The organism is Gottfriedia sp. ABJ_BB2_2 (genome assembly GCF_055484705.1).
Genome location: NZ_JBVFKR010000010.1, coordinates 16995 through 31086 on the forward strand (window position 1 = coordinate 16995; position 14092 = coordinate 31086).

The following is a 14092-nucleotide window of genomic DNA, read 5'->3' on the forward strand; positions in this document are numbered from 1 at the left end:
AGTTCATGTTATAGTTTAAGTTAGAATGTTTAACAGAAATGGAGGTAAGAAGTTGTCCAATTCTTCATCAAAACAAAAACTGAATGTAACAATTTATGGGCAACAATATTTAATTACTGGTGACGAATCAACAGAACATATTCGTCATGTTGCCTCAATTGTAGATGAAAAAATGAAAGAAATAAATCATAAAAATCCATTTTTGGATACAAATAAATTAGCTGTATTAACAGCAGTTAATATAGTAAGTGATTATGTTAAATTAAGAGAAAGAGCGGAACATCTCGAAACATTACTTAAAGAAGCTAAAAGTGAGAAGGAAAACAATGATTGATATTATTTTAATTGTATTATTTATACTCGGCATATTTACAGGCTGGAGAAGAGGATTTATTAGTAGTCTAATTAGATTATTAGGTTTTTTATTATCATTATACATAGCTTATCATTATTACGAGCAGACTGCTATCACACTAAAAAAATTATTTCCTATTAATATAACTAGTAATCAAATCGTTAATTTTGAACAATTCATATATGAAATTGTTGCGTTTGCATTACTGTTTATTGGAACCCGCTTAGTCATTTCTTTCTTAGGTTCATTATTAAATGGGGTATTCCAATTACCATTATTAAAACAAGTAAATTCTCTTTTAGGCGGTATTTTAGGCTTGATCGAAGTCTATTTATTTTCAGTACTAGCACTTTTTATTGCGCTCATTGTACCCGTTGAAGCGCTACATACTTTATTACACAATTCAAAGATAGCTTATTTTATCGTTCAAAATACGCCTTTTGTTTCTACACAATTAATGGATCTTTGGAATGGAATGACTAATACGATGATTTATTAAATGAATGAAGTTAGTTAAGATTGCATTAAAAAATTAAGTAGGTGAATGGGATGCACAAAAAAGAACTGATAAAGTTATTAGAACAAATTGCAACTTATTTAGAATTAAAAGGTGAAAATGCCTTTAAAATATCAGCCTTCCGTAAAGCGGCGAATGCTTTAGAAACAGATGAAAGAAGCTTAGAACAGATTGATGATTTTACAGCGATAAAAGGAATTGGAAAAGGAACATCAGCGGTTATTGAGGAGTACATAAAAACTGGAAAAAGCACAGTACTAGAAGAGCTACAAGAATCACTTCCAAAAACATTATTACCATTATTAAAACTGCCTGGTTTAGGTGGGAAAAAAGTAGCCAAGCTTTATCAAGAGTTGAAAATTGAAAGCATGGAGCAATTAAAGGAAGCTTGTGTAAATGGTAAGCTTCAAGGACTTGCTGGATTCGGGAAAAAAACAGAAAAAAATATTTTAGACTCTATTGAAGAGTTCGGAAAACAACCTGAAAGATTGCCACTAGCAGATGTATTACCAATCGCAGATAAAATTGAAGCATACTTATCAAAGATGAACGATGTAGACAAATTCTCTCGTGCTGGTAGTTTACGAAGAGTTCGTGAGACAGTTAAGGACTTGGATTTCATTATTGCTTCAAATCATCCAGAAAACGTAAGAGAACAATTATTAGCGATGCCAGAAATTGTTCGCGTAATTGCAGCTGGAGATACAAAAGTATCGCTCGTCTTAAAAGGCGTTGAATATGAAATCTCAGTTGATTTCCGAATTATTCAACCGAAAGAGTTTGCTACAACATTACACCATTTTACTGGATCAAAGGATCATAATGTTGCCATGCGCCAATTAGCAAAAGAACGTGATGAAAAAATAAGTGAATATGGTGTTGAAGACGTAAACACTGGAGAGGTTCGGACATTCGAGAATGAAGAAGACTTCTACGCTCACTTTCATTTACCTTGTTTTCCACCAGAGATTAGAGAAGATGGTAAAGAGGTAGCAAATTTTACAAAAGACTATCCTTTAATAAAATTGGAACATATCAGATCAGATATTCATATGCATTCTACTTGGAGTGACGGTGGTTTTTCAATTGAGGAAATGGCTGAAGCTTGTAGAGCAAAGGGCTATAAATATATTGCAATTACTGACCATTCTCAATATTTAAAAGTAGCCAATGGATTAACACCTGAACGCCTATGGAAACAAAAGGAAGAGATTCAACGTTTAAATGAGAAATACACTGACTTTACGATTCTTCATGGGGTTGAGATGGATATTTTGCCTGACGGATCTTTAGATTACGAGGATGATGTGTTACGTTCAATGGATTTTGTCATTGCTTCCATACACTCAAGTTTTAGTCAAGATGAAGAAACAATCATGATGCGATTAAAAAATGCAATGAGAAATCCTTATGTAAGTATGATTGGGCATCCAACAGGTAGAAAAATTGGTAGAAGAGCTGGTTATAAGGTGAATGCTGAAGAATTAATTTCAGTCGCAAAAGAAACAGGTACTATTTTGGAGCTAAATGCAAATCCAAATCGCTTAGATTTAAATAAAGACATGTTAATCATGGCCCAAGAGGCTGGCGTTAAAATCTCGATTAATACAGATGCACATAACATCGATATGTTAGAGCATATGACGATTGGAGTAAGCGCGGCTAAAAAAGCTTGGTTGAAAAAAGAGAATATAGTAAATACATTTGAATTACATGAACTTTTGCGTTTAATTGAAGGGAAACGTAATCGTATGTAAGGAGGTTACCTTATGCAACGAACATTACGAGTATTAGAGTACGATAAAATAAAAGAACAATTATTAAAACACGCATCTTCTTCACTTGGTAAGGAACGAATTCGGAATTTAATGCCAAGTACTGATTACGAGGAAGTCGTAGAATTACATGAATCAACGGATGAAGCAGTAAAAGTTATTCGATTACGTGGAAATGTACCGCTTGGTGGATTATCTGATATAAGAATGCAGGTAAAAAGAGCGGAAATTGGTGGTACTTTATCACCTTCTGAATTAATTGCCATATCAGGTGTAACGTATGCTGGAAGACAAATGATTCGTTTTATAGAGGGTTTATTAGAGAATGAAGTAGACATTCCTTATTTAGAATCATTAAGTAATCAAATCATTCCACTATTAGAGCTTGATAAAAACATTAAAGCAGCGATTGGCGATAATGGAGAAGTGTTAGACGATGCAAGTGTAACGCTACGATTAATACGCCAGCAAGTTCGAACTGCTGAAAGTCGTATTCGTGAAAAATTAGAAAGTTTAACTAGAGGAAATAACGCGCAAAAAATGTTATCAGATTCAATTGTGACAATTCGTAACGATCGTTTTGTTATTCCGGTTAAACAAGAGTATAGACATGTTTATGGTGGAATCGTTCACGATCAGTCATCCTCTGGGCAAACATTATTTATTGAGCCACAAGCTGTCGTTACATTAAATAATAGTCTTCAAGAAGCAAAAGTAAAAGAAGAGCAAGAGATTGAAAAAATCTTGATGCAGCTTACAGGTGAAGTTGCAGAAGCTTCAACGGATCTATTACAAAATGTTGAAATTTTAGCTGAAATGGACTTTTTATTCGCAAAAGCGAATTACTCTCACCACATAAAGGCTAGTAAACCAATTTTAAATAATGACAGATATTTTAAATTGAAAAAAGCACGTCATCCGCTAATACCTAGAGATGTTGTCGTAGCCAATGACATTGAATTAGGTAAGGATTTTACAACAATAGTGATAACAGGACCAAATACAGGTGGTAAGACGGTTACCTTAAAGACGATTGGTATTTGCGTATTAATGGCACAATCCGGTTTACAAATTCCAACGCTTGATGGTTCAGAGATTTGTGTATTTGAACAGGTATTTGCTGATATTGGTGATGAACAGTCAATTGAGCAAAGCTTAAGTACGTTCTCATCTCATATGGTAAATATTGTTGATATTTTAAAACATGTTAATCATAATAGCTTAGTTTTATTTGACGAGCTTGGAGCTGGAACTGATCCCGGGGAAGGTGCTGCTTTAGCAATTTCAATTCTTGACGAAGTAAGCGATTATGAGGCAAGAGTTGTTGCAACTACCCACTATCCAGAACTAAAAGCCTATAGTTATAATAGAGAACATGTAATGAATGCTAGTGTAGAATTTGATGTAGAGACGTTAAGTCCAACATATCGATTATTAATTGGCGTTCCTGGTAGAAGTAATGCTTTTGAAATTTCAAGAAGATTAGGGCTATCAAATCATGTAATTGATAAAGCTAGAAATCATGTAAGTGAAGAAAGTAATGAAGTTGAAAATATGATTGCGTCACTAGAAACGAGCCGAAAAGGTGCAGAATCCGAGTGGAAAGAAGCGGAAGACTACCGTAAAGAATCGGAACGTATTTTCAAGGATTTACAAAAGCAAATGATGGATTTCTATGAGCATCGTGATGATTTATATCGTGAAGCACAGGAAGAAGCGAAAAAGAGAATTAGAACTGCTCAACAAGAAGCTGAAGATATTATAAAAGAGCTTAGAGAGCTTAAAAACCTTGAATTATCTTCAATTAAGGATCATGAATTAATTCAAGCTAGAACTCGTTTAGAAGGTGCAATTCCTTATGCTCCTAAGAAATCTGTCCCACAAGCTACACCAAAAAAACAAAGAAAACTTCGTGAAGGTGATGAAGTAAAAGTAATCAGCTTTAATCAAAAAGGTACACTACTTGATCAAATAAGTGATGGTGAATGGCAAGTTCAACTTGGTATCATTAAAATGAAAGTAAAAGAAAGTGATATTGAGTTTGTCAGCTCGCCAAAAGTTGTTAAAGAACGTACAGTTACAGCTGTTAAAGGAAAAGATTTTCACGTGAATCTTGAACTGGACTTAAGAGGCGAGCGTTATGAAGACGCATTAATCCGTGTAGAAAAATATATTGATGATGCATTACTTGCTGGTTATCCACGAATAAATATTATTCATGGAAAAGGAACAGGTGCATTAAGACAAGGTGTACAAGACTATCTAAAAAATCATCGATCCGTAAAATCCTATCGTTATGGTGCTGCATCTGAAGGCGGTATCGGAGTAACAGTAGTAGACTTAAAATAAATACAAGATTTATTCAGATTTAAAAGGGGATCAAAGATGGAAAAGTTGGCGAAAATATTATTTGTTGTATGTGGGATATTTCTACTAGTGGGAATTTTATATCTTACAGTAATTAAATAAATAAACAATGAGGTTTGCTTAATGATGTTCTCTCAGGTGTATTATGTAGATGATTAATTAAATGAACTACATAATATGGTGAGTAAAGGCATGGTTGAGTTAGCCTCTTTTTATTTTATGGCTCTGTTAAAAAGGAATGTTGATTTCCATTCCAAGTACTTCGCTTTCCATGGGGCGTGACTTGAGCCTCCTGGGTCCACACGATGTGGATCATGCATGCGTTACGACAGGACGTCGTGGTTTTAGCATGCCCTCCTTACTTGGCCTCCGGGGTCTCAAGTTTCCCGCATTTCTCATAGGAGTCTTCGTACCTTCCATTTCAATTAGTCTCGAATTTAACTAAAATCAACAATTAAAATTAACAGAGCCTATTTTATTAAAAAGCTTGTGATTAAATTTAGTAAAATTCATTGTCATTTTTAAGCGGATGAACTGAGTTTTCTTAGCCGAACACTAGGTTTTTTGAACGGACGGTATATAAGTAAAAGTTTTTTGGGTTTTTCTTGAGCCTTTAAGAAAAATGAGAAGGGTGAATAGAAGTTTGAAGAAAGCTACAATTTTTGGCATCATCTTTGCGATCACTTTCGTATGTATAAGAATGTTTCAAGATGAATCGATGAAACATCCAAAAAATAAAATAGAATATACAGTGCAGAAAGATATTCTGTATACAGATCCTGCCCGACTTCCTCAAACCTTTGATTTATACAAGTCAGTCAATCAGCGTGGTCCATCACCTGCATTGATTTTTGTTCATGGCGGTTCGTGGAAGCATGGTAGTAAGGAATTAAATAAAAGATGGAAAACTGTTTTTGAAGAAATTGTAAAAGAAGGTTATAACGCTATTAGTATTGATTATACGCTCTATTCACCAAAGGATTATTCTTATAATGATCCTGTCCGTGATGTAGAAACAGCTATTAACTTTGTTTATAAAAATGCGAAAAAGCTTGGGATTGATCGGTCACGAATTGGTTTAGCGGGAGCTTCGGCAGGCGGTCATTTGGCGTTGTTAACAGGGCTCAAATCTGATATACAGCCAAAACTTAACTATATCATTGCTTGGTATCCAATATCTGATTTAACAACGATGAATCAATCACCTTCTTCAAGGAGCACAGAGATTGTTGAACGATTTATGAATAGTACAGCGGGGCAAATGGCCGATGAATATAATAGGATGAGTCCTATTCAATACGTGAAACATGCAAAAATTCCAATCTTTATCGTTCATGGTACAGGAGATACACTTGTTCCATTTAGCCAATCTGAGGAATTTGCACGCAAAAATCCAAAGATGGTCACATTAATCGCCTTAGAGCATGGTAATCATGGCTTTACAAATCTGTCAATTCAAGCATCAACTAATGATACCATTAACTATTTAAAAGCAAGGTTGAAAGAAAAAAAATAAAGTAGGTACGATCGATGGTCAACTTTTCTGAAATAAAAACTGTTACTGAGGAACATTGGAAGCTGTTATTATTAGCCGATCCATCAATAGAAATGGTGGAACGTTATATAATAAACGGAAAAGTTTATATATTAATGGAGCATCTAAACATTGTAGGCATTATTGTATTAGTTGAAACTAGTCCGTATGAAATAGAAATTAAGAACATCGCAGTAGACCCAAAATATCAAGGAAAAGGGTATGGAAAGAAGTTCATTCAGTTTGCTATTTCGAATTCAAAGATGCTTGGTTATAAGAGACTTGTAATATGTACAGGTAATTCCAGTATCTATCAATTAACTTTATATCAAAATTGTGGTTTCCAAATAGTTGACACGATTATTGACTTTTTTGTACATAACTATGAGGAAGAAATTTGGGAGAATGGCATTCAATGTAGGGATTTAATTAAGCTTGAACAAAGCCTACTTTAAAAAAGGAGCTACCAATATAAAATGGTTGCTCCTTTTTTGTCTTCATTTACTTCTTTATTCTACTTCTTCAATAAATGGTTTCACATACATTACATATGTATCTCGATCTTGGTCTACCTCGTTTGAAGTTTGCTCATAAACCTTACCATTAATTGTAATATAAGTTGATTGTAGCCAAGAAAATAAATCTAACTCATCTCCACTTTCATAAAAGTGAATTTCATCAAATGAATCGACATCTCTAATTTCAATACCTAATGGTCTTTTTAAATGATAATATGGCGTATTTTCTAAATCAGATTCAATGACTTCAATTACATATCGATCATCTTCATGGTAGGAGCCCTTATTTTCATACACAAACCCATTTAGTATAAAGTAATCGCAATGTCTTCTTGTAAAGATTTGGACCTTTGATAAAAAAGGAAAGTGATAAATTGGTCGTGTAAAATCACCATCAAGTAATCGATATTCAAGAACAAATAGGTTGTTTGTTTTAAACATTGTTCAAACTCCTTCATACTTTGTATATACATAAGATATAACACAGTTTAGGATATAAGAATACGAATTTATTTCTGAATAGGAGAACAATATGTCAAAAACGAAAGAATTAATGAAAAAAGTTAGTATTGCACTAACAGGTGGAATTGCCATCAGTACGTTAGCAAGCTGTGGTTCTCAACCATCGTTTGAACCAACTGAAGAAGTTTATTATGAAACTAGTCATTCTAATAATGAATATGAACAATCAACCGACTCTAATGAAGAAGTTTATGAAGAAGAGGTCTATGATGAGGAAGTTTACGAAGAAGACGTATATGAAGATGAGATTTATGAAGAAGACGTATATGAAGATTATACATATTCTCCAGAAGAAATGCCTTATGACGAGAATTGTGTTGATTGGTCATTAGACGAGGAAGAGAATGTATGGATGTGTAATGATCATTCTAGTTCTTATTATGGAAATTACTTCTTTTTGGGTACGTACTTTGCGACTAAAAATATGTTATACAGTAATAATCAATTTAAGGAATATCAATCAACTGGTTTTGTAAGTGGAACAGGAACTTCGTCATCATCCAAAAAAAGTGGGTTTGGAAGTGGGGTATCAGGTGGGTTCGGTGGATAATACAGACTTTCGTTAAAAGTTAAGATTTCGTTAAAATTAATCATATATTTTGTATACTTTGAGCGTATAGATAGATTAGTATAAGAGAGAATGATTATATTTCACGAAGAGGAGATCCGTATGTCAAAAACATCAGTATTAATGAAAAAAGTTAGTATTGCACTAACTGGAGGACTAGCAGCAAGTACGTTGGCTGGCTGTGGTTCTACACAAACTGTGAATATACCTGATCGACCGCAAGATGAGAATTGCCGTGATTGGGAATTTGATGATGACGAAGGTGTTTGGGTTTGTGATGATAATGATAGTTCTTACTATCGTAGTTATTATCATGGTGGAACATTTTATAAGTCGAAAAAATTATTGCATGGTAGTAGTTCTTATAAAAGTTATAAATCTTCTAGCAGTTACGCAGGTGGAGGTTCTTCATCAAAAGGTGGGTTTGGTAAAGGCTCATCTGGAGGCTTTGGTGGTTAAGAATGGACAATGCAGATTTAATAAAACATCAGCGCCTTCGTCATGAATTGTTTCAAAAATTGCCAGATTTTTGGGCGGATTTACAAAGTTCCTATTATGCACTTCTTGACATTTACAAGTTTACTAAAAAAGAAGTAGATGAGATTCATATAATTACAGAGCAAATTGGTGGGATTTATGATAAAACAGCTCGTCTAATGAGGCAACTTCCTGATGATGTTTTTTCTATGCTCGGTTATTCAAAGCAGGTCATTCCTTACTTACGTCAGAAGACGATTCAAAGTGAAGGGATTATCAGAAGGATTGATCTTGTTCAGACAAAAAATGGTTGGAAACATTATGAGTGTAATAGTGATACACCAACATTTATTATGGAAACCCATCGTGTTAACGGGTTGGTAGCGGATTATTTTAAAGTAAAGGATCCAAATAGTGAGAGTGAATTACAGTTATCTCAAGTTATGAATCAAGTAATAAACAATTCGATTAAAGGACTTGAAAAACCAATCATTGTTTTTACAGCGCATGGTGATCATGAGGAAGATTGGAAAACAGCCAAGTATATTCAATCACTTTATAATGGAGAAAGCCAACTAATCAGTTTAGATAAACTACAAATTATAGAGAATGACGGACTATATACTCCGAATGGAGAAAGAATCCATATTCTTTATCGTCAAACATATCCTATTGAGTATATGGAACTTGATAAATCAGTAGATGGGACTATGATTGGTCTTGCGTTACTTGAGCTTGTTGAAACTGGAAAATTAATTATGTTCAATCCAATTTCTGCATTTTTACTTCAATCGAAAGCCGTTCAAGCACTTATATGGAATTTACATGTCGACAATTCTGATGTGTTTACTGAAGATGAACATGACATAATTGAAAAATATTTTTTACCAACTTATTTAGAGCCGGATTATTTTATTGAACACTATATCTCGTATGTAGAGAAACCGTCATTTGGTCGAGAAGGGGATACAATTAAAATAATTGATGGTGAACAAAATCAACATAGTCTACAGAATACTTACCTGGATCAGGTTATGGTTTATCAAGAATTTTCACCATTACCTAAGAAAAAGGTAATGACGCCTGAAGGACCATTAGAATTGCATATTTTAGTAGGTAGCTTTTTAATAAAAGAACAACATGGTGCAATTGGTATTCGAGCGGGAAATATCATTACAGGTAATGAGAGCTGTTTCTTAGCGGTAGGAATGATAGATGATCTGGAAGAGAAATAAATAATAAATATCAATTGGGAGATGAGAAATTTAATGGAAAGTATAGTAAGTACATTACTTTATTTAGGATCAGGACTTTTAATTTTATTTATTGGATTTTTAGCATTTACTTTTACAACTAAAATGAACGAACAAAAATTAATTTTAGAAGATGGAAATATTGCTGTTGCACTTAAATTAGCTGGTAAGTTAGTCGGTTTAGCAATCGTCATTATGTCGGCTGCAAAATACTCTGTTGATATTAGTGATTTCATTATTTGGAGCTTTATCGGAGTGATTGCGCAAATGATTACATATTGGATTGCAGAATTTCTTTTATTTCCAAGAATATCTTTTGCTAAAAAGGTGGAAGAAGGAAATATCGCAGTTGCAATCTTGTTATTTACATTAAGTGTAACTGTTGGTTTATTAATTTCAGGAAGTATTTCATTTTAATTTACGATAAAAAGGAAAAACAACGAGTCATCCTTCGTAGTTTTTCCTTTTTTTATACCACAATAGATAATAAAATAGAGTGGCTCTTTTGTGGATGAAGTTTCACACAATAAGTCTATTACACAACTAAAATAAGAAATTTCTTATTTTATTATAGGGGGAGCTTATATTGATAAATGGTGAAAGAATCTTTTTACGTGATATAAATGAAAACGATTGGTCTGATGTCCATCAATATGCTTCCCAAGCAATTGTATGTAAATATCAACCTTGGGGTCCTAATACAATCAAAGAATCTCAAACATTTGTGAATGAGGCAATAGTTGATTTGAAAAAAAATCCTAGAACAAGATTTGTGTTTGCCATTATTGTGAAACAATCAGAAAAGATGATTGGTGTCGTAGAACTGAATATTAGAGATGGAGTCAATAGAAAGGGCGAAGTCGGATATATTATTCATCCCGAATACTGGGGACAAGGTTTTGCAACTGAAGCTGCTAAACTCATTGTTAATTATAGTTTTACTCAATTAAACATGCATAGGATCTATGCAACCTGTGACCCAAGAAATTTAGGGTCATCAAAGGTATTACAAAAAATAGGGATGAGCTTAGAAGGAACTATGAGACAAGACCTATTATTAAAAGATGGCTGGCGTGATTCGCTTTTATACAGTATTTTAAAACACGAATGGCAATAATTTAATACACTACTTCTAGTTTGTAAACCAAATTCCAAAAACTAAGAGATCAAGACTGACTGAAAACGCTTGTCTTTCGAGGCGCAAGCCGGATGAGGGAGTTATTAGACGGTAATGAGTACCGCAAGCAACGAAGAAAGCGAGCGTTTGGCTGGCAGTCTGACACTACTTCTATATTGAAGTAGTGTCAGTTTTGTAGACAAAATACAAAAACCAAGAGGTTTAGTCTGTGTTTGAATAACGTTTAGAAAGCTTTTCTTTATGGCTTTTGAATACATCCTCTAATGGAATCTCATATTTATTTGCAATGACAATTAAGTTTCCAAGCACATCGCCTAATTCTTCTGTTAACTCTTGTTTATTTTCCTCAAATGAACTAGTAGTTTCATCAGGTCGATCTCTACCAATTTCTAATGCTCGTATCGCACGTGCAACCTCACCTGTTTCTTCAGCTAAAAAACCTATCCGAATAAATATATCTAAATCGGACCAACCTCTAGTTTTATAATAATCTTTTATCCAATCCTGGAATTCATTTACGTTCATAGTCTCCCACCTTTTAAGTGTTATCATTTACATTTTAACAAAACAAGATAAAAAGAATATATTTCAAAATACCTAGTGCATATGCTAGTAGATAGTGGAAGTTATAATATTTTTAAAGGAAGAAGAATATCGTAAATGTTTCATACTTATTTCAGAAAACTTACATATTTTACCTTTTATTAAAAGAAGATTAAAGGTATGCTTAAGATGTACATTATAACTAGATACATAGAAATAAAGAAAAATGGAGTCGAATGTTAAGGGAGGAAAATGTATGACATTAGAAGTAAAACAGCTGTCTAAATCGTTTGGTGAGACAAATGCAGTTAATCAATTGTCATTAAATTTGCCAACAGGTAGAGTACTAGGCTTATTAGGAAGAAATGGTGCGGGTAAAACGACTACAATTAAAATGCTTTTAGGATTACTAACGCCTACAAGTGGTGAAATGACTTGGAATGGCACAACATTCCATTCTTCAAAAGTAAGAATTGGTTATTTACCAGAAGAAAGAGGTTTATATACAAAAAGTAAGGTAGTTGATCAACTTAGATATTTTGGTAAATTAGAAGGAATGTCGCAAAAAGAGGTTGATGAAGCGATAACTTATTGGTTAGAACGTTTAGAAATTCCACAGTATCGTCATAAAAAAGCGGGAGAGCTTTCAAAAGGTAATCAGCAAAAAATTCAGTTAATCGTTACATTGTTGCATAACCCTGAATTAATTATTTTAGATGAACCATTCAGTGGATTAGATCCTGTAAATGCTGAATTAATGGCCTCTATTATCACTGAAGAAATTAATAAAGGAAAGACAATTGTATTATCTAGCCATCGAATGGATCAAGTTGAAGCATTCTGTGAATATGTTTGTATTTTGAAAAATGGAGATGTCGTTGCAGAAGGTAACTTAAATAAATTAAAAGAAGAGTACGGATATCGTAATTTAATCATTGAGGATACGGAAGCGAATAGAACGGTATTGGATACAAATCAGATTGATTTTGAGAAAAAACAACATGGAATCTACGTAAAAGTAAAAACAGAAGATGAAGCCTTTACGATATTAAATCGAATTAAGTCAGAAACAGGTTCGATTCGTAAGTTTCAATTATTAGAGCCGACACTAAACGATATCTTTATTGAGAGGGCGAGATAAATGAATAAATTTAAAACTGTCTTTTTCTTTCATTTACGTGAAGGGCTACTTGCAAAAGCAACACTCATTATGAGTGCGATTCTTTTTGTATTAGTCGTAGGGATGTTTGGTTTACAAAAATATATTGCTTCTTCAGAACAAAATGAAGAAAAAGATAAAATTGTCATCATGAATGATTCCACACAATACTCAATAGACGAAACAATATTAAACCAGTCACTAAAAACAGCAACATTAAAACAAGTTAGTTCATCAAAATTTGAAGAAGTAAAAAAGCAAGTGAATGATGAAACAAAAGACGGATTAATTGTTATTTCCGAAAAGAATAATATACCTGTTATCAATTATACATATAAGAATTTTGCTAACAATGAAGTTCTATCAATCGTTAGTAGTACTATGCAGCAAAATTACTTAAATAAAACATCTCAAGATCTTAAGCTATCTTTAGAAGAAGCTACAAAATTACTACAAAATGTTGAAGTAAATGAAGAAGTAATGAAAGATCCTATGGCAACGTTCGGAATCGCGTACTTTTTCGGATTTTTACTGTACCTATTTTTAATCGTATATGGTAATTCAATTGCTACTGGAATCGTTGCAGAAAAATCTTCTAGAGTAATGGAAGTACTATTGCCTAAGGTAAATCCAGTTATGACATTATATGGAAGAGTATTTGCTGTATTTTGCGTAGCATTCGTTCAATTAGTTGTTATAGGATTAGGGTTCTTATTTGCGTATCTTGTAGGATTCGTAAATCTTGATTCTCTATCATTGTTTGGAATGGAGATTGATTTAGACTCTCTAAGCATTACGACGATTGTCGCGTTCATTGTTTATTTCCTACTAGGTTATTTAATTTATGGTTTACTGTATGCTGCAATCGGCTCTGTTGTTTCAAGAACAGAAGAACTTCAAACAGTCTTGATGCCAGTTACATTTTTACTGATTGGTGCATTCTTCATTAGCATTAATGCATTAGTGAATCCGGATGGTACTTTTGTACAAATCAGTTCATACATTCCATTCTTTGCACCACTTGTTGCATTTTCTCGATTTGTATCAGGTGAAATGAATTTTATGGAAGTAAGCACAAGTATTTTAATCTTAATCGTTACAGTCTTCATTTTAACGAAAATCGCAAGTCGTATTTACGTAAACGGAGTAATGTACTACAGCGATAAAGTGAAATGGAAAGACGTTGCTCGTCTCTTAAAAAGACAATAATGTAGATTGTTAAAAGATTAATCATATACTCCTCATTTGTGGTAAGCTTTCACAATAAAATGAGGAGTATTATTTTGTATGATCTATAAATTGAATATGTATTTAATCTTAAAAAAACTCGTTTAGAACGAGGGCATTTCAAACAAAAACGACTGTC

At 33.3% G+C, this 14092-nt stretch carries 15 protein-coding genes; 13 read left to right on the top strand and 2 right to left on the bottom strand.

Translation table 11 applies throughout. From position 1 onward, the window contains the following. The first annotated feature begins 25 nt into the window (after positions 1-25). The 6 genes from zapA (at position 26) to ACX6U0_RS17630 (ending at position 7003) form a co-directional block, all read left to right on the top strand. Positions 26-334, top strand: coding sequence for a cell division protein ZapA (zapA, locus tag ACX6U0_RS17605; RefSeq protein WP_464961178.1), 309 nt, complete (start codon positions 26-28; stop codon positions 332-334). Then, positions 327-854 carry a CvpA family protein gene (locus tag ACX6U0_RS17610; protein WP_464961179.1) on the top strand — a complete coding sequence of 176 codons (528 nt, stop codon included), beginning with the start codon at positions 327-329 and terminating at the stop codon, positions 852-854. Before zapA ends, ACX6U0_RS17610 begins: the two co-directional genes overlap by 8 nt. A gap of 41 nt (positions 855-895) precedes the next feature. After that, complete coding sequence (polX, locus tag ACX6U0_RS17615) at positions 896-2629, top strand: DNA polymerase/3'-5' exonuclease PolX (protein ID WP_464961180.1); 1734 nt, start codon at positions 896-898, stop codon at positions 2627-2629. A gap of 12 nt (positions 2630-2641) precedes the next feature. Next, a complete protein-coding gene (locus ACX6U0_RS17620) occupies positions 2642-4996 on the top strand; it encodes an endonuclease MutS2 (protein WP_464961181.1) in 2355 nt (784 codons plus the stop codon). Positions 4997-5657: 661 nt separating this feature from the next. Continuing rightward, entirely contained in the window at positions 5658-6530 is an 873-nt protein-coding gene (locus ACX6U0_RS17625) for an alpha/beta hydrolase fold domain-containing protein (protein WP_464961182.1), read from the top strand. A gap of 14 nt (positions 6531-6544) precedes the next feature. Further along, on the top strand, positions 6545-7003 hold the full coding sequence (locus ACX6U0_RS17630; protein ID WP_464961183.1) for a GNAT family N-acetyltransferase: 459 nt from the start codon (positions 6545-6547) through the stop codon (positions 7001-7003). Positions 7004-7057: 54 nt separating this feature from the next. On the opposite strand, the gene ACX6U0_RS17635 is transcribed toward ACX6U0_RS17630, so the two are convergent. Then, positions 7058-7507 (bottom strand): hypothetical protein, encoded by a 450-nt coding sequence (locus ACX6U0_RS17635; protein ID WP_464961184.1) that lies wholly within the window; start codon positions 7505-7507, stop codon positions 7058-7060. A 91-nt stretch (positions 7508-7598) separates the two neighbouring features. Between ACX6U0_RS17635 and ACX6U0_RS17640 the strand changes: the two genes are divergently transcribed. From ACX6U0_RS17640 to ACX6U0_RS17660, 5 genes are all read left to right on the top strand, one after another. After that, positions 7599-8138, top strand: coding sequence for a hypothetical protein (locus tag ACX6U0_RS17640; protein ID WP_464961185.1), 540 nt, complete (start codon positions 7599-7601; stop codon positions 8136-8138). Positions 8139-8258: 120 nt separating this feature from the next. After that, positions 8259-8615: a hypothetical protein gene (locus ACX6U0_RS17645; RefSeq protein WP_464961186.1), complete on the top strand. Its 357-nt coding sequence runs from the start codon at positions 8259-8261 to the stop codon at positions 8613-8615. 2 nt (positions 8616-8617) lie between these two features. Next, positions 8618-9868, top strand: coding sequence for a glutathionylspermidine synthase family protein (locus ACX6U0_RS17650; protein ID WP_464961187.1), 1251 nt, complete (start codon positions 8618-8620; stop codon positions 9866-9868). 33 nt (positions 9869-9901) lie between these two features. Next, entirely contained in the window at positions 9902-10303 is a 402-nt protein-coding gene (locus tag ACX6U0_RS17655) for a DUF350 domain-containing protein (RefSeq protein ID WP_464961188.1), read from the top strand. Positions 10304-10472: 169 nt separating this feature from the next. Next, positions 10473-11003 carry a GNAT family N-acetyltransferase gene (locus ACX6U0_RS17660; RefSeq protein ID WP_464961189.1) on the top strand — a complete coding sequence of 177 codons (531 nt, stop codon included), beginning with the start codon at positions 10473-10475 and terminating at the stop codon, positions 11001-11003. A 222-nt stretch (positions 11004-11225) separates the two neighbouring features. Here ACX6U0_RS17660 and ACX6U0_RS17665 read toward each other — a convergent pair whose 3' ends face one another. Further along, positions 11226-11549: a MazG nucleotide pyrophosphohydrolase domain-containing protein gene (locus tag ACX6U0_RS17665; RefSeq protein ID WP_464961190.1), complete on the bottom strand. Its 324-nt coding sequence runs from the start codon at positions 11547-11549 to the stop codon at positions 11226-11228. A 274-nt stretch (positions 11550-11823) separates the two neighbouring features. Here ACX6U0_RS17665 and ACX6U0_RS17670 point away from each other — a divergent pair, with 274 nt between their 5' ends. Continuing rightward, positions 11824-12708 (top strand): ABC transporter ATP-binding protein, encoded by an 885-nt coding sequence (locus ACX6U0_RS17670; RefSeq protein WP_464961191.1) that lies wholly within the window; start codon positions 11824-11826, stop codon positions 12706-12708. Next, entirely contained in the window at positions 12709-13935 is a 1227-nt protein-coding gene (locus ACX6U0_RS17675) for an ABC transporter permease (protein ID WP_464961192.1), read from the top strand. It abuts the gene before it with no gap. Positions 13936-14092 lie beyond the last annotated feature (157 nt).